Origin of the sequence: Streptomyces lacrimifluminis, assembly GCF_014646095.1 — a bacterium.
Classification (GTDB): Bacteria; Actinomycetota; Actinomycetes; order Streptomycetales; family Streptomycetaceae; genus Streptomyces; species Streptomyces lacrimifluminis.
On the sequence record NZ_BMMU01000040.1, the window covers coordinates 29,164 to 46,053 of the forward strand.

The window sequence follows — 16,890 nt, forward strand, 5'->3', positions numbered from 1 at the left end:
GCTACCGCTAGCGGCCGCGCAACCGTCGTACGAGAATGCTCGCGTCCCCACGGGACTCGAGATCCGCGAGCACCACCGCGACCGCCTCGCGCACGATCCGCCCGCGGTCGACCGCGAGCCCGTGCTCGCCCCGCAGTACGAGACGCGCGTGCTCCAGGTCCATCAGTTCCTCGGCGGAGACGTACACCGTGATCTTCTCGTCGTGCCGCTCGCGCCCGCTGGGCCGCCGCGAGGGGGCCCGGCCGCGCTTGCGGGACGCCGACACCGACTGCGGCCCCTGTCCGGAGGCAGAACCTTCCTGCTCGCCCGGGCGCCGCATCGAACGCTCCGCGGTGGCCCCCCGGCTGCGCGACTCGCCGGCGTCGGCCGGGTCCGCGCCGGTGGCGACATGCTCGTCACCGGCACCGTCACCGCCCTGGACGGGCACCGAGTGCGGCGCGTCCTCCGCGGCGGCCCCGTCGCTCTCCCCGGCGGGACCCGGCACCCGGGCCTCACCGTTGGCCTGGCGCCTGGGAGTGGACGACTGGAGCGCCATGCCCCCGGTGGTACGGAACAGTTCGTCGGCCCCCGGCAGACTCACTCGGCGTGACACCGGGCGAGCACCTCCCTGGCGAGCTGGCGATAGGCGGCGGCACCGACGGAGTTCGAGGCGTACGTGGTGATCGGCTCGCCGGCGACCGTGGTCTCCGGGAAGCGGACCGTGCGTCCGATGACCGTGTGGTAGACGTGGTCGTCGAATGCCTCGACGACACGTGCGAGCACCTCACGGCTGTGCACCGTGCGCGAGTCGTACATCGTGGCGAGGATCCCGTCGAGCTCCAGCTCCGGGTTCAGCCGCTCCTGGACCTTCTCGATGGTCTCCGTCAGCAGCGCGACACCGCGCAGCGCGAAGAACTCGCACTCCAGAGGCACTATCACCTTGTGGGCCGCCGTCAGGGCGTTCACGGTGAGCAGGCCGAGCGAGGGCTGACAGTCGATCACGATGTAGTCGTAGTCGGCCATGAGCGGCTTCAGGGCACGCTGGAGCGTCGACTCGCGCGCGACCTCCGACACCAGCTGCACCTCGGCCGCGGACAGGTCGATGTTGCTCGGCAGCAGGTCCATGTTCGGGACCGCCGTCTTGAGCAGGACCTCGTCCGCGGACATCCCCCGCTCCATGAGCAGGTTGTAGACCGTCAGGTCGAGTTCCATCGGATTCACACCGAGGCCCACGGAGAGAGCGCCCTGCGGGTCGAAGTCGACCAGCAGGACCCGGCGTCCGTACTCCGCGAGAGCGGCACCCAGGTTGATGGTCGACGTCGTCTTGCCGACGCCGCCCTTCTGGTTGCACATCGCGACGATCGTCGCGGGGCCGTGACTGGTCAGCGGACCCGGGATCGGGAAGTACGGCAGCGGGCGTCCGGTGGGACCGATGCGCTCACGGCGCTGACGGGCCGCGTCGGGCGCGAGCGTGGCCGCGTACTCCGGATCGGGCTCGTACTCGGCGTCGGGGTCGTAGAAGTGCCCGTCGGGCAGTTCGTCGTAGTCGGCGAAGTGGTTGTGGACCCCGCCACTACCGTCGCCGGCCATGGCGTTCACGTGATGGCCATCCATGCTCATGTGTCCTGGCTGGGTCACCCCGGACATCTGGTGACCCTGATGGGCTGCGAAGGTGCGGACCGCGACGGAGCCGACCGCCGCGAGCCCCGCGGGGCCCGATTCCCGCGCCGGCATTCCTGGTTGACCACCCCCGGGAGTAAATGTCGACTCATTCACAAGTCGTCTTACCTCCTTGGTGACCAGGAAACTTCTCGATAGGTCAGCGTGGCACCATGCCGACGGTTGGCGACTCTATGGCGTGTCGGCCGTTCGCAGCAACACAATCCGCCGGACCCGGCCCGATGTGTCGGCAATGAAACATCCCTCTGTCAAGGGCGTACGGCCGTCGCACGGCAGGGTTCACCGGTGCGCGAATCGGTTGAAGCGTTACGTTCGAGGCGAGTTGAACGAGTTTCGCAAAGTGACCATACACACATCCGGCCGGACCTTGTCGGGCAAGGTCCGGCGGGGTGCGGGGCGTTGACGATCTCTGTTGACGTATCGCCTTTTACTCGCCGATGACTTGGTCGTTTAGTCGACCGGGAGCACCTGCGGAGCGGCCGGGAAGGTCAGCTGAGCAGCGTGTCCAACTCGGCGTGCTCCAGCCCGTGCGCCTCCGCGACTTCTCGGTAGACAACCCTGCCGTCATGGGTGTTGAGGCCCCTGGCGAGCGCGGGATCGCGGCGCAGCGCGGCCACCCAGCCGCGGTCGGCGAGTTCCACGATGTACGGCAGCGTGGCGTTGGTGAGCGCGTAGGTCGAGGTGTTGGGAACCGCGCCGGGCATGTTGGCGACGCAGTAGAAGACCGACCCATGGACCGGGAAGGTCGGTTCGGCGTGGGTCGTGGGTCGCGAGTCCTCGAAGCAGCCGCCCTGGTCGATCGCGATGTCGACGAGAACGCTGCCCGGCTTCATCCGGGACACCAGCTCGTTGGTGACCAGTTTCGGTGCCTTGGCGCCGGGAATCAGCACGGCACCGATCACGAGGTCGGCGTCCAGGACGGCCTTCTCCAGCTCGAAGGAGTTGGACATGATGGCCCGGACCTTGGTGCCGAAGACCTTGTCGGCCTCGCGGAGCTTGTTGATGTCGCGGTCGAGCAGCGTGACGTGAAAGCCCATACCGACGGCGATCTGCGTGGCGTTCCAGCCGGAGACGCCGCCGCCGATGACGACGGCCCGCGCGGGCTGCGTGCCGGGGACGCCGCCGGGGAGCACGCCGCGTCCGCCGACCGAGCGCATCAGGTGGTAGGCGCCGACCTGCGGAGCCAGCCGGCCGGCGACCTCCGACATCGGGGCGAGCAGCGGCAGGGCGCGGCCGGGCAGCTCGACGGTCTCGTAGGCGATCGCCGTGGTTCCGGACTCGACGAGCGCGTCCGTGCACGCCTTGGACGCGGCCAGGTGCAGGTAGGTGAAGAGCGTCTGGTCCTTGCGGAGGCGGTGGTACTCCTCGGCGATGGGCTCCTTGACCTTCAGCAGCAGGTCGGCGGTGGCCCACACCTCGTCGGCCGTGGGAAGGATGCGCGCACCGGCGGCCACGAACTCGTCGTCCGTGATCGAGGAGCCGACGCCGGCGTTCCGCTCGATGACGACCTGGTGGCCGTGGCGCACCAGTTCGTGCACGCCGGCGGGGGTGATGGCCACGCGGAACTCGTTGTTCTTGACCTCGCGGGGGATGCCGACCTTCACGTCGATCACGGTCCTTGGCTCAGAGGATGTGGGGGCATAGCAATACATACCCGGACGTGCAGGGGCACACCAGGAGACCGCAGGAGAAGGCGCGGTAGAGCCAGTCTAATGAAGGCGTTCTCGGTGTCTAGCCTTTCAATGCATCAATCTTCGACTGATGTACTACGGATTTCGCAGGCGTTAGCGTCATGTTCCGGATCGGGATCACCTTCGGGCAGGTCCGGCTCGCTCTCCGGGGCGTCCGGCTCGTCGCTCAGCAACCGCTCGGCCGTGCTCCGGTGCAGCCCGGCCGCCGCCGGATCGCCGAGGTGCTCCATCGTGTCCGCCAGCCGCAGATGGAGCGCCGCCTGCAGCCGTACGTCGTCGGCGCGACGCGCCCACTCCACCGCCTCCTGGCAGGTGCGCAGCGACTCCTCGGGCCGCCCCGCGTACTCCTGGACCCGCGCCAGCTCGTTCAACGCCCGTGCGTGCGCGGCCACATCGCCGTTCTTGCGGTAGCCGGCCACCGCGGCACGCCAGTTGCGCAGCGCCTCGCCGTAACGGCCCGCGTAGGTGTGCGCGGCGGCGATACGGCCGTACAGCCGGGCGGCGTCCTCGCGCTCGTCGCGCGCCAGGCGCTGGGCGAGCGCACGCCCGTACCAGTCGGCGGCGCGGTCGTAGTCCCCGAGCTCCTGGTGCGCGCCCCCTACGGATTCCATCGCGCGCCCGGTCGCATACGGGTCGTTCGCCTCACGTCCGGCGTCCAGGGCGGCCCGGTAGCGGGCCAGCGCCTCGTTCGTACGGCCGGTCTGCGCGTCCAGGTCGGCGAGGTTCAGCAGGGCGGCGGCCCGCTCCCGGGGCAGTTCGCGCCGCTCGGCGACATCGAGGACCAGGCGGTGGATGCCGTACAGGTCGGGTGCGGCCGCCTGGGTACCGATGTGCGCGACCATCGCCTTGACCAGGGCGGACATCAGGCGGCGGGCCAGCGTGTCCAGCTCCCCGTCGGCCACCGCCAGCCGGGCCGCGGCGAGCAGCGCGGGCCGGCGGATGGTGAGCCAGTCGGCCGCCGCCCTCGGGTTCGGGAAGCGCAGCGAGCTGGGCGTGCCGAGGAGTTTCTCGCGGGCCAGCGGGCTGTCGGTCTCGGTGATCGCCCGGCAGGACACCAGCAGCCGTACGGTCCGCTCCAGCATCCGGGCCCGGGCGAGCTGGAGTTCGGCCGGGCGGTCCTGGGACTCGGCGAGAGGGCGCAGGAGGGGCAGCAGGCAGCCGGGGACCTCGTACTGCGGCAGCGGCGACTCCACGGCCGTCAGAAGGCTCAGGGCGACGAAGTCGTCCAGGGTGGCGCGGGCGCCACCGACCGAACAGCCGGCCAGCGCCGAGGCGGTCTGCGGGTCGACCAGGCCGCCGGGGGCCAGCGCGAGCAGTCGCAGTATCCGAGCGGCCGGGGTGGGCAGCGAGGCGTACACGAGGCGGAAGACGCGGCTCAGGGCGGTGCCCTCGTCGCCCTCGGCGTGCAGTTGCTTGGCGAGGTCGGAGACGGCCGCCTGGGGCCGGGCCGCGAGCCAGCCGCCGGCCAGCATCAGCGCGGCGGGCTGGCCCTGGCACACCTCGGCGAGCCCTTCGGCGGCGCGCGGGTCCACCGTGACGCGCACCGACCCGGTGAAGCGCTCCAGCAGTTCCACGGCGGACTTGGTGTCGAGTCCGCCCAGGGTGCACGGGCGGACGTCGGAGATCCCGGTCAGCGGGCCCCCGGAGACGGCGACGGCGAGGCAGTCGGGGTTGTCCGGCAGCAGCGCGTCGACCTGCTCGGCGTCGGCCGCGTCGTCGAGCAGGAGCAGCATCCGCCGGTCGGCCAGCGCCTCGCGCAACGCCTCGGACAGCTCGTCCTCGTCGGCGCCGGGCGGAGTGGGCAGCTCCAGGGCCGTCAGCAGTTCACGGGCGGTGCGTTCGGTCGGCACGCGCGCGCCGTCGGGTTCGGCGAGCCGGGCGCGCAGCACACCGTCCGGGTAACTGTCCGCGACCTGCCGGGCCAGCTCCTCGGCGAGCGCGCTGCGGCCCGAGCCGGGCTTGCCGGCGATGAGGAGCACGCGCGCGCGGGGCACCTTCCGGCCCGCGAGAGTGTCGAGTCCGGCGCGCTCGATGTCGGCGCGCAGCTCCTTCAACTCTCTTGTCCTGCCGAGGAACTGACTGTCCGTAGGAACGGGCGAGCGATCGTTTCCGGACAGCTTCACGCCGTCCGTGTCCACCGCCTGATCCGTCACGGGCCACACTCCCGTCCACCTGCACGCGCAAGCCCGCCGGGACTCCGGTTCGGGCGTTTCCAGAGCCTAGTTCACGCTCTGCAACGATCTGTGCGGAGCGCGGCGGGCAGGTCGCCCGATCGGATCAGCCGATGGTCACACCGGACGCGGCAGGCGGCCCCTGCGGGCGCCTCAGGCCTCGAAGGGCCTGGCCGGCCACGGCGCCTCGGCCGGGCGCAGTGCGTCGAGTCCGTCGCCCTTCTCGGCCGCCACCAGCGAAAGGACGCCCACGACCAAGCAGTTGCTGTGCACCTCGCCGGCGAGGACACCCCGCACGAGCTCGTCGACGGGCACGCGCGCGTGCTCCATGTCGGCCTCCTCGTCCTCGACCTCGAAGCGCTCCCCCTCGGCCTCGGACAGATTCCGGGCCAGGAAGATCCGTACGGCCTCGTCGCAGCCGCCCGCCGTGGGGTAGACGTCGGTCAGCACCCGCCAGTCCTCGGCCTTGACGTGCGCCTCCTCGTACAGCTCGCGCTGTGCGGCGCGCAGCGGATTCTCGCCAGGTACGTCGAGCAGGCCGGCCGGGATCTCCCAGAGCCGCTGCCGGACGGGGTGGCGGTACTGCCGGATCAGCAGGACGCGGCCTTCGGCGTCGAGGGCGAGGACGCCCACGGAGCCGGGGTGGACCTGGTAGTCGCGGCCCACGACCGAGCCGTCGGGCATGACCACCTCGTCGGTGCGCACGGAGGTCTTGTTGCCCACGAAGGGGGTCCGGGTCGCCCGGGTCTCCCACTCCTCCGGAGTGTCCTTGATGGTCGTCATGCCGACTTGTCCTCCCACATCCCACATCCCGCATCCCGCCCGAACACAAGAAACCGGCCCAGAAACCGGCACAGAAAACCGGGGCACGCACCCCCAAAGGCGCGCACCCCGGTCACCGTACAGCCCTTGCGCTACTTGCCCGTCTTGCGCTGGACGGCGGCCTTGACGAGGCCGGCGAAGAGCGGGTGGGGGCGAGTGGGGCGGGAGCGCAGCTCCGGGTGGGCCTGCGTGGCCACCAGGTAGGGGTGGACCTCGCGCGGGTACTCGACGTACTCCACCAGCTTGCCGTCCGGGGAGGTGCCGGAGAACTGGAGGCCGACCTTCTCCAGTTCGGCGCGGTAGCTGTTGTTGACCTCGTAGCGGTGCCGGTGGCGCTCCTCGACGTACTCCTTGCCGCCGTACACGTCGCGCACGATGGAGCCCTCGGCGAGCTTGGCCGGGTACATGCCCAGGCGCATCGTTCCGCCCATGTCGCCGTCGCCCGCGACGATGTCGAGCTGTTCGGCCATCGTCGAGATGACCGGGTTGGCGGTGGCGGGGTCGAACTCGGTGGAGTTGGCGTCCTCGATGCCGGCCAGGTTGCGGGCCGCCTCGATGACGATGCACTGGAGGCCCAGGCACAGCCCCAGCAGCGGGATCTTGTGCTCGCGGGCGTACTGGATCGCGCCGACCTTGCCGGACACACCGCGGTCGCCGAAGCCGCCCGGGATGCAGATCGCGTCCACGTCCTCCAGCTGCTTCTTGGCACCCGCGGGGGTCTTGCAGTCGTCCGAGGTGACCCACTTGATCTTCACGCGCGCGTGGTTCGCGAAGCCGCCCGCGCGCAGCGCCTCGGTGACCGAGAGGTAGGCGTCGGGCAGGTCGATGTACTTGCCGACCAGGGCCAGGTTGATCTCGTGGGCGGGGTTGTGGACGCGGTCCAGGAGGTCGTCCCACGTCGTCCAGTCCACGTCCCGGAAGGGCAGGTCCAGCTTGCGGACGACATAGGCGTCCAGGCCCTCGCGGTGCACGGTCTTGGGGATGTCGTAGATCGAGCGGGCGTCCGGACAGGCGACCACCGCGGCCTCGTCGACGTCGCACATCAGCGAGATCTTGCGCTTGATCGCGATGGGGACCTCGCGGTCGCAGCGCAGCACGATCGCGTCCGGCTGGATACCGATGTTCCGCAGGGCCGCCACGCTGTGCTGGGTCGGCTTGGTCTTCAGCTCGCCGGAGGGGCCGATGTAGGGCAGCAGCGAGATGTGGACGACGAACACGTTGTCGCGGCCGACCTCGTGGCGGACCTGACGCACGGTCTCCAGGAAGGGCAGCGACTCGATGTCGCCGACCGTGCCACCGACCTCGGTGATGACGACGTCGACCTCGTCGGTGGCCATCCGGCGGATCCGGTGCTTGATCTCGTTGGTGATGTGCGGGATGACCTGGACGGTGTCGCCCAGGTACTCGCCGCGCCGCTCCTTCGCGATCACCGTCGAGTAGATCTGGCCGGTGGTGACGTTGGCCGAGCCGTCGAGGTCGCGGTCGAGGAAGCGTTCGTAGTGGCCGATGTCCAGGTCGGTCTCGGCACCGTCGTGGGTGACGAACACCTCACCGTGCTGGAAGGGGTTCATCGTGCCGGGGTCGACGTTGAGGTACGGGTCGAGCTTCTGCATGACGACCCGCAGTCCGCGCGCCTTGAGGAGCATGCCGAGGCTGGAGGCGGTCAGTCCCTTGCCGAGCGACGAGGCGACACCCCCGGTGACGAAGATGTGCTTGGTCGTCGTGGCTGAGCTGTTTCGAGCTGTGCCGTTTCGAAACGAAGCGGGTGTCATGGCCAAGGCGGGGCTCCCGTGGTCGCGGTCTGGGGTGCGGTACGGCCGCCCGGCCCGGAGTTTTCCGGGTTTTCACTGGGGGAGCCGTCGCTGCGGTTCGGGGGTTTCCTGCCCACCGGTCCACGGGCTACCAGGGTATCAGCGACCCGAGGAGATGACTCCCGGCCACGCTCCGCGCACGCCCGGACACGCATCCCATACACGAGTCACCATCACCCTGTCCTGCGCTCACCCGAAACAGCGTCCGCTCACCCGAGCTTCACTCATTCAGCGGACCCGGGTTGTCCGGAGCGGCACGCGGATCATCTGAGTGCGTCGTATGCTCCTCGGACACTCGCTGCCGAGCCCGGCCGGCAACACGGCACCACCCCGCCCGTAACCCCGGAAAAACGAGCGCTCGTCAGCCCGTTGAGCAAAGATTGGTGTTTGCTTCACCGCTCAACGATGCTGGACAACGAACCCCTGACCGCAAGATCGAGACCCCCTTTTTCCTTTTGGGGGCGACGTGGCCGTTCGACTGGAGTTGCACGTGGCCGGGCTCATCGAGGACTACGCACTCATCGGGGACATGCAGACCGCCGCTCTGGTCTGCCGGGACGGCACAGTCGACTGGCTGTGCCTTCCCCGCTTCGACTCCCACGCCGTCTTCGCGGGACTGCTCGGCACCGAGGAGCACGGCTTCTGGCGCCTCGGTCCCGCGCACGCGGCGGACGCAGAACCGCCCGTAGCGGCCCGCCGCCGCTACCGGGGCGACTCGCTGATCCTCGAATCCGAGTGGGACACCCCGCGCGGCACGGTCAGAGTGACCGATTTCATGCCTCCTCGCGACGGCGCCCCGCAGCTGATCCGCATCGTGGAGGGCGTCAGCGGCCGGGTGCCGATGCGCTCGGCCCTGCGCATGCGGTTCTCGTACGGTCGTGTCGTGCCGTGGGTGCACAAGCACGAGGGGCGGACGGTCGCCGTCGCCGGCCCCGACTCGGTGTGGTTCGACACCACCGCCGAGACGTACGGCAAGTCCCTGACGACGTACGCCGACTTCACGGTGGCGCCGGGCGACCGGATCGCCTTCACGATCTCCTGGGAGCCCTCGCACAAGCAGCCGCCCGCGCTGCCCGAGCCGGAGCAGTCCCTCGACGCCACCGAGGACTTCTGGCGCGAGTGGGTCGAGCAGTGCACGTACCACGGCCCCTACCGGGAGGCGGTCGTCCGCTCGCTCATCACGCTGAAGGCACTGACGTACGCGCCGACCGGCGGCATCGTGGCCGCCCCGACCACCTCCCTCCCGGAGGACATCGGCGGCGTGCGCAACTGGGACTACCGCTACACATGGCTGCGCGACGCGGCCATCACCCTCTCCTCCCTCCTGCGCACCGGCTACCGCGACGAGGCCCGCGCCTGGCGCGAGTGGCTGCTGCGCGCGGTCGCCGGCGACCCGGAGAACCTGCAGATCATGTACGGCATCGCGGGCGAACGGGAGCTGGGCGAGGCCGAGTTGGACTGGCTGCCCGGCTACGAGAACTCGGGCCCCGTCCGCGTCGGCAACGGCGCGGCGCACCAGCTCCAGCTGGATGTGTACGGCGAGGTCACCGAGGCCCTGCACCTGGCCCACATGACGGGTCTGGCCCGCAACGACTACGCCTCCCTGCTCCAGCTGAAGCTGATCCGCTATCTGGAGCAGCACTGGGACGAGCCCGACGAGGGCATCTGGGAGGTGCGCGGCCCGCGCCGGCACTTCGTGCACTCCAAGGTCATGGCCTGGGTCGCGGTGGACCGCACGATCAAGCTCATCGAGTCCGGCGACGCGGACGGCCCGCTGGAGAAGTGGCGCGACCTGCGCGACGACATCCACCGGGACGTGTGTGAGAAGGGTTACGACAAGGAGCGCAACACCTTCACCCAGTCGTACGGCTCGAAGGAGCTGGACGCCTCCCTGCTGCTGATCCCGCAGATGGGTTTCCTGCCTCCCGACGACAAGCGGGTCATCGGCACGATCGAGGCCATCCAGCGCGAACTGTCCACCGAGGACGGCTTCATCCTGCGCTACCCGACGACCTCGGGCGGCGACGAGAACCTCGACGGTCTGCCGGGCGACGAGGGCGCGTTCCTCGCCTGTTCGTTCTGGATGGCGGACGACCTGGCGATGATCGGCCGGGTCGACGAGGCCCGCAAGCTCTTCGAGAAGCTCCTCGCCCTCCGCAACGACCTGGGCCTGCTGGCCGAGGAGTGGGACCCGCGCCTCAAGCGCCAGGTGGGCAACTTCCCGCAGGCCTTCAGCCACGTCCCGCTGATCGACACGGCACTGAGGCTGACGGCTTCGGGGGCGTACGGCGGCTGAAAACCGACGACCAGTTCCCCGCGCCCCTTTTCCAGGGGCGCGGGGAACTGCTTTTAGGGGCGTGGGGAACTGCGCGACCAGCCACAACGGCGCCGCACCCGAAAACGGCGCCCTCCCGTCCGAGCGTCTACGCTGGAACCACGCAAATGCCCCTTATCGGAAGGGGATCACCATGGCTTCCCCCTCAAAGGCAGGCGCAGCCCTGACCGCGCTGCGCGAAGATCTCACCGGCGACGTGCTCGCCCCGGGGGATCCGGGATACGACGACGCCCGGACCGTCTTCAACGCCATGATCGACCGGCGTCCGGCGGTGATCGCGCGGTGCGCGGACGAAGCCGACGTGGCCCGATCCGTGCGCTTCGCCCGGGACCTGGACCTGCCGATCGCGGTGCGCGGCGGCGGCCACAGCGTGGCGGGCATGGGCCTCAACGACGGCGGTCTGGTGATCGATCTGCGCCGGATGTGCGAGGTGACCGTCCAACGGGCGGCGCAGTCGGTACGGGTCCAGGGCGGGGCCCTGATGAGTCACCTGGACCGGGCGACCCAGCCGCACGGGCTGGCGACCACCGGCGGCCGGGTCTCCACGACCGGGGTGGCCGGCTTCGTCCTCGGCGGCGGCAGCGGCTGGCTCGACCGGACCCATGGCCTCGCCGTCGACAACCTCCTGAGTGTCGACCTGGTCACCTGCGACGGCACCCCGGTCCACGCGAGCGCCGAGCAGAACCCTGAGCTGTTCTGGGCCCTGCACGGCGGCGGCGGAAACTTCGGCGTCGCCACCTCGCTCACCCTGGGACTGCACGAACTGCCCGCGTTCTCCGTCGCGCTGCTGCTCTACCTCCCCGAGTTCGGCCGCGAGGTCACCCGCACCTACCGTGACGTGATCGAGGCAGGCCCGGTCGAGGCGAGCGGCGGGATCATCCATCTCACCGGCCCGCCGGAGGAGTTCGTCCCGCCTCATCTGGTCGGACACCTGCTGTGCGGTGCGCTGCTGACGTACGCGGGTACCGAGGACGACATGCGCAAGCTCGTCGAGCCGCTGCTGGCACTGCCGCACGAGGCGGAGATCGTCACCGCGATCCCGTACGCCGACTTCCAGTGCATGCTCGACGACCCGCCGGGGCTGCGGAACTACTGGTCGGCCGAGTACCTGTCGGGCGCGCCCGACGAGCTCGTGGACGTCTTCTGCGCTCTCGGGGACGCCCTTCCCGTGCCCACCGGAACCCAGAGCGCGCTGTTCCCGCTCGGCGGCGCCATCGCCGACGGGCCGTCCGAGTACCCCGTCCCCTACCGCGACGCCCGGTGGGCGGTCCACCCCTTCGGCATCTGGGAGGACCCGGCCGACGACGAGCGCTGCGTCCAGTGGGTCCACGACGTCCGTACCGCCGTCCGGCCGTGGAGCACCGGCGCGGTCTACCTCAACTTCATCGGGGACGAGGGCGCGGAGCGCGTGATCGCGGGCCTCGGCGCCGAGAACACGCGCCGGCTGGCGTCGGTGAAGCGGCAGTACGACCCGGACAACGTGTTCCGCTTCAACCACAACATCGTTCCGGCGTAGACGAGCCACTCGTGCCGCCGATGCGCAGGTCGCAGCTCGTCAGCCGTACGCGGGTGCGGGTAGCGTCCGCTGCATGGACAGCCGTACGGACAGCCGTTTCGAGACCCGGGGCGCCGGCATCACCGTGCGGCGGGCGCTGGAGCTGCCCGGGCTGCGCAGCGGGCTGCCGGAGATCCTGGCGGGCGGCGACCGGCTGGGGCGGACCGTGCGGTGGGTGCACGCGGGCGAGGTCCCGCACATCGCCTCGCTGCTGAAGGGCGGCGAACTGCTGCTGACGACCGGGTACGGGCTCGGCACCCGCCCCGCCGAGCAGCGCGCGTTCGTCCGCACCCTCGCCGAGCGGGGCATCGCGGCGCTCGTCGTGGAGCTGGGCCCCCGCTTCACCCGGCTGCCCGCGGCCCTCGTCGAGACGGCCCGCTCGACCGGTCTCCCCCTGGTCCAGCTGCACCGTGAGGTGCCTTTCGTGGCCGTCACCGAGGAGATCCACACCGAGATCGTCAACGGCCACTACGCGCTGCTCCAGCGGGCCGAGGAGGTTCACCGGCGCTGCACGGAGGCCCTGCTGGGCGGCGGCGGCATTCCGCAGGTCCTGGGCATCCTGGCCGACTTCTGCGGCAACCCGGTCTTCCTGGAGACGACGGACGGACGGCTCCTGTACGCCGCCGGAGCCGGCCCCGAGGGCGCCGACCCGCTCCAGGTGTGGGAGGGCCTGCGCGCCCAGCACAAGGACGCGCCGCCGCCCGCCGGTTCCGCCGTCGTCGATGTCCCCGGGGGCGGCCCCGGCACCGGCTCGGTCCGCGCACGTCTGGTCCTGCTCCCCGTCCTCGAACCCCTTGCGCCCGTGCACCGGATGGCCGCCGAGCGGGCCGCGGGCATCCTGGCCGTCGTCCTGATGCAGGCCCGCCAGGAGGAGGAGCTGGCGGCGCGTGGCCGCGGCGACTTCCTCACCGACCTCGCCGAGGGCCGCGTCGACGCGGAGGCCGCGCCCGCCCAGGCCCGCGTCCTCGGCTTCAAGCCCGGCGCCGGCCCACTGCTGCCGATGGTGATGCGGCTCGGCGACACCCTGTCCCCGGGCGGCGGCTGGGCGGTGCTGGCACGGGCGGTCACGGAGGAGCTGGCGTCGGTGGGCGTGCCGGTGCTGCTGGGCGTACGGCCGGTCGAGGGGCGCGTGCCGCTGCTGGTGGGCCTGCGTACGGAGTCCGAGCGCCCGGCGGTCGCCGACCGGGTCGCGGCAGCGCTTCGGGCGGGTGTGGAGCGCGCCGGGATGCAACGCCCGGGCGCGCAGCCGCCGGTGGTCGTGGTCGGGGTCGCCGGTGGCTGGGCGGCGGCCTCGGCGGGTCTGCGTCACGCGGCGGAGACGGCGACGGCGGCCCAGGGGCTGCCGGACCGCCCCTGGTACGACGCCCGCCGTCTGGACATCGACCTGCTGCTGTGGCGCCTGCGCGACCAGCCGGACCTGGCGGCCTTCGTGGACCGCGCGATCGGCCCGCTGCGCACCCACGACCATCGCTCCAAGCCGCCGCTGCTGCCCACCCTGGAGACGTATCTGGCCCATGCGGGCCGCAAGGCGGAGACGGCCCGTGAACTCCACCTCAACCGCCAGACCCTCTACAACCGCCTCGCCCGGATCGGGGAGTTGCTGGGCACGGACCTCGACGACCCGCAGACGGTACTGGCGTTGAGCCTGGCGCTACGGGCCCGCAGGCACGTGGCGTGAACCTCCGCGGCTTCAGGTCAGCGGCCGGGGCCGTGTGAACTCGTCGTAGACACTCAACACTTGGGCGACGGTCTCGTCCTCGGTGGGCCAGGTGGCGAGCTGCCGGACACCCCGCTCCCGGAGGGCCTCCCGGCGCTCCGGATCCCCGAGCAGCCGTACGACAGCCCTGCCGAGCGCCACCGCGTCGCCGTAGGGGACGAGTTCGGCCGCGTCCCCGACCAGCTCCGGAACACCTCCCACGGCGGTCGCGATCAGCGGCACGCGCGCGTGGAGGGCCTCCTGGGCGAGAACGGAGCGCGACTCCCAACGGCTGGGCAGAAGCGCGAGATCGGCGGCGAGCAGCAGTTCGTCCACGTCGTCACGCCGCCCGATGAGCCGGACCGGCAGCCCCTCGTTCTCGATGCGGCCCTGCAACTCCGCCCGCAGCGGCCCCTCCCCCGCGATCACGAGGAGCGGCTCGGGATCGAGACCGCGCCACGCGCGTACGGCGTCCAGCAGGACGTCGTACCCCCGGTGCCGGTACAGATTGCCGACGGCCATGAGCAACGGGCGGTCCGTGGCACCGAGTTCGGCCCGCGTCTTGCACCGGTCCGACTCGTCCCGCCCCAGGGTCCCGCGCGGGGCGGGCAGCGCCACGGCGGACAGCCGGGCGTCCCGGGCCCCGCGCCGCCGGGCCCGGTCCACGAGGTCGGAGGAGGTCCCGAGGACGACGGCGGCGGCCTTCACGACCCGCCGCTCCAGCACCCTCAGCAGCTGGGCGCGCGGCCCCTCGGCGTACGCGCGGTTGTGCCAGGTGACGATCAGCGGAGTGCGGCGCCCACTGAGCGCGAGGGCGGCCCGGAAGGAGGCGTGCAGCCCGTGCGCGTGCACGAGGTCGGCGTTCGAACAGGCCGCGCGCAGCGCCGCCACCGAGCCGGGGTCGCTGCTGCGCGGGATGGGCACGTGTTCGGCACCGGCGCCCGTGAAGTCGTACGCGCTGTCGGCGTCGGTGGGGGCGCACACGGTGACACGCACGCCTCTCGCGACCAGCCCCGCGGCCAGCGAGCGCACGTGCTGGCTGCTGCCGGCGTTGCCGCCGCCGAGCACCTGCACGGTGCGCAGCGGCGACTGACCGTGCGGTGAGTGGCTGCTCGCGGGGCTCACGTGGCCGGGGGCTCCTGGTTCGGCATCGGGCGGTCACGAAGAAAAGGACACGGAGAAACGTACAGAAGGTTTGGGCGGAAGGGGTGTACCGCGCTGCTTCCTCCGTGTACGGGGGTATTCCGTGCTCCTTCAAGGATGCCAGTACGTACGGGTGTTCCGAACCACGGAGGGGTGGGGCCGGTCACTCACACGGGTGAGAGGGACCCCACCGGACACCGACCGTTCGAACATCGACCGTTCGAACGTCAGCCGTCCGCCCGGGCCGCCGCAAGCAACTCCTCCGCATGCGCCCGCGCCGTCTCCGAGTCCTCCTGCCCGGCCAGCATCCGCGACAGCTCCCGGACCCGGTCCTCACCCTCCAGCACCTTCACGCCCGACCGGGTCACCGACCCGTCGTTGGTCTTCTCCACCAGCAGCTGCCGGTCGGCGAACGCGGCGACCTGCGGCAGGTGCGTCACGACGACGACCTGCGCGCTCTTGGCGAGCCGGGCAAGCCGCCGCCCGATCTCCACGGCCGCCTTGCCGCCCACACCGGCGTCGACCTCGTCGAACAGATAGGTGGGCACCGGGTCGGTCCCCGCGAACACGACCTCCACGGCCAGCATCACGCGGGACAGCTCACCCCCGGACGCCCCCTTGGCGATCGGCCGGGCGGGTGCGCCGGGATGCGGGGCGAGCAGCAGTTCGACCTCGTCGGCGCCGGACGGCCCGCAGGCGACCGTACGTCCGTCGACCTCGACGCCCTCCGGGTCCTCGGTCTGCCGGATCTCGAACGACACGCGCGCGTGGGGCATGGCCAGCGAGGCCAGCTCGGCGGTCACGGCGTCCGCGAACCGCGAGGCGGCCTCCGTCCGCGCGTCCGTCAACGCCTGTGCCATCCCGCCCAGTTCGCCGCGCAGCGCATCGCGCTCGGCGGTCAGCTCACCGATCCGCTCGTCGTCACCGTCGAGTTCGAGCAGCCGCGCGACGCCCTCCTCGGCCCAGGTGAGCACTCCGGCCACGTCGGAGCCGTACTTCCGTGTCAGCGCGGTGAGCGCGGCCCGCCGTTCCTCGACGGCCGCCAGCCGCAGCGGATCGGCGTCCAGGTCGTCGGCGTACCCTGCCAGCTCCCCGGCGACGTCCCCGAGCAGGATGCCGACCTCACCGATCCGGTCGGAGAGCGCGGCCAGGGCGGAGTCGTGCGACCGTACGGCCTCCAGGGCCCGGTGGGCGCCCGCGACGAGCGTGGTGGCGTCGATGCCCTCGGGGTCCTCCGGGTTGCCTGCGAGGGCGGCGTGGGCGACGGTCGCGGCCGAGGCCAGCGCCTCCGCGTGCCCGAGGCGCTCCGCCTCCTCGGCGAGCTCGGCGTCCTCACCGGCGCGCGGCTCCACGGCGGCGATCTCGTCGAGCCCGTACCGCAGCATGTCGGCTTCCTGGGCCCGCTCACGCGCGCGCGTGGTGATCTCGTCCAGCTCGACGGAGACGGCCCGCAGCCTCCGGTACGCCTCCCCGTACTTGGTGAGCGGCGCGGCGACCGCGTCCCCCGCGTACCGGTCGAGCGCCGCCCGCTGCCGGGACAGCTTGAGCAGCCCCTGCTGGTCGGTCTGCCCGTGCACGGCCACGAGCTCGTCGGCCAGCTCGGCCAGCACACCCACGGGCACGGACCGCCCGCCCAGATGCGCCCGCGAACGCCCCTCGGCGGAAACGGTACGGCTGATGAGCAGCGCCCCGTCGTCCAGCTCGGCGCCGGCCTCCTCGGCCCGCACGACGGCAGCACCGCCCGGGGGCACGGTGATCCGCCCCTCCACGACCGCGTTCCTGGCCCCGATCCGCACCAACGCCGCATCAGCCCGGCCACCGAGCAGCAGCCCCAGGCTGGTCACGACCATGGTCTTACCCGCACCGGTCTCACCGGTGACGGCGGTAAAGCCTGGCGACAGCTCGACGACCGCATCGTCGATGACGCCGAGCGACCGTATCCGCATCTCCTCCAACACGAACACGACCATACGAGGTCAGCCACCCCATGTGCGACGCCACCCACCT

At 71.4% G+C, this 16,890-nt stretch carries 11 protein-coding genes; 3 read left to right on the forward strand and 8 right to left on the reverse strand.

The features are described 5' to 3' along the window. Positions 1-7: 7 nt before the first annotated feature. From IEY89_RS35860 to pyrG, 6 genes are all read right to left on the reverse strand, one after another. Positions 8-592: a hypothetical protein gene (locus tag IEY89_RS35860; RefSeq protein ID WP_189151728.1), complete on the reverse strand. Its 585-nt coding sequence runs from the start codon at positions 590-592 to the stop codon at positions 8-10. After that, positions 577-1,713, reverse strand: a complete 1,137-nt coding sequence (locus tag IEY89_RS35865; RefSeq protein ID WP_055530198.1) for a ParA family protein — start codon at positions 1,711-1,713, stop codon at positions 577-579. Before IEY89_RS35865 ends, IEY89_RS35860 begins: the two co-directional genes overlap by 16 nt. Before the next feature lie 434 nt (positions 1,714-2,147). Beyond that, a complete protein-coding gene (gene ald, locus IEY89_RS35870; protein ID WP_189151745.1) occupies positions 2,148-3,263 on the reverse strand; it encodes an alanine dehydrogenase in 1,116 nt (371 codons plus the stop codon). Positions 3,264-3,406: 143 nt separating this feature from the next. Next, positions 3,407-5,503 carry a tetratricopeptide repeat protein gene (locus IEY89_RS35875; RefSeq protein WP_189151729.1) on the reverse strand — a complete coding sequence of 699 codons (2,097 nt, stop codon included), beginning with the start codon at positions 5,501-5,503 and terminating at the stop codon, positions 3,407-3,409. A 171-nt stretch (positions 5,504-5,674) separates the two neighbouring features. Further along, positions 5,675-6,304 carry an NUDIX domain-containing protein gene (locus tag IEY89_RS35880; protein WP_189151730.1) on the reverse strand — a complete coding sequence of 210 codons (630 nt, stop codon included), beginning with the start codon at positions 6,302-6,304 and terminating at the stop codon, positions 5,675-5,677. 131 nt (positions 6,305-6,435) lie between these two features. Next, positions 6,436-8,115: a CTP synthase gene (pyrG, locus tag IEY89_RS35885; protein ID WP_189151731.1), complete on the reverse strand. Its 1,680-nt coding sequence runs from the start codon at positions 8,113-8,115 to the stop codon at positions 6,436-6,438. Between the two features lie 529 nt (positions 8,116-8,644). On the opposite strand from pyrG, the gene IEY89_RS35890 reads away from it, so the two are divergent. The 3 genes from IEY89_RS35890 (at position 8,645) to IEY89_RS35900 (ending at position 13,722) form a co-directional block, all read left to right on the forward strand. Further along, a complete protein-coding gene (locus IEY89_RS35890) occupies positions 8,645-10,450 on the forward strand; it encodes a glycoside hydrolase family 15 protein (protein WP_189151746.1) in 1,806 nt (601 codons plus the stop codon). 172 nt (positions 10,451-10,622) lie between these two features. Beyond that, positions 10,623-12,005 (forward strand): FAD-binding oxidoreductase, encoded by a 1,383-nt coding sequence (locus IEY89_RS35895; protein ID WP_189151732.1) that lies wholly within the window; start codon positions 10,623-10,625, stop codon positions 12,003-12,005. Between the two features lie 73 nt (positions 12,006-12,078). Continuing rightward, on the forward strand, positions 12,079-13,722 hold the full coding sequence (locus IEY89_RS35900; protein WP_189151733.1) for a PucR family transcriptional regulator: 1,644 nt from the start codon (positions 12,079-12,081) through the stop codon (positions 13,720-13,722). A gap of 12 nt (positions 13,723-13,734) precedes the next feature. Here the strand turns inward: IEY89_RS35900 and IEY89_RS35905 are convergent, their stop codons facing one another. Both IEY89_RS35905 and recN read right to left on the reverse strand, forming a co-directional pair. Next, positions 13,735-14,865, reverse strand: a complete 1,131-nt coding sequence (locus IEY89_RS35905) for a glycosyltransferase family 4 protein (protein WP_189151734.1) — start codon at positions 14,863-14,865, stop codon at positions 13,735-13,737. A 245-nt stretch (positions 14,866-15,110) separates the two neighbouring features. After that, positions 15,111-16,853: a DNA repair protein RecN gene (recN, locus tag IEY89_RS35910; RefSeq protein WP_189151735.1), complete on the reverse strand. Its 1,743-nt coding sequence runs from the start codon at positions 16,851-16,853 to the stop codon at positions 15,111-15,113. Positions 16,854-16,890: the final 37 nt, after the last annotated feature.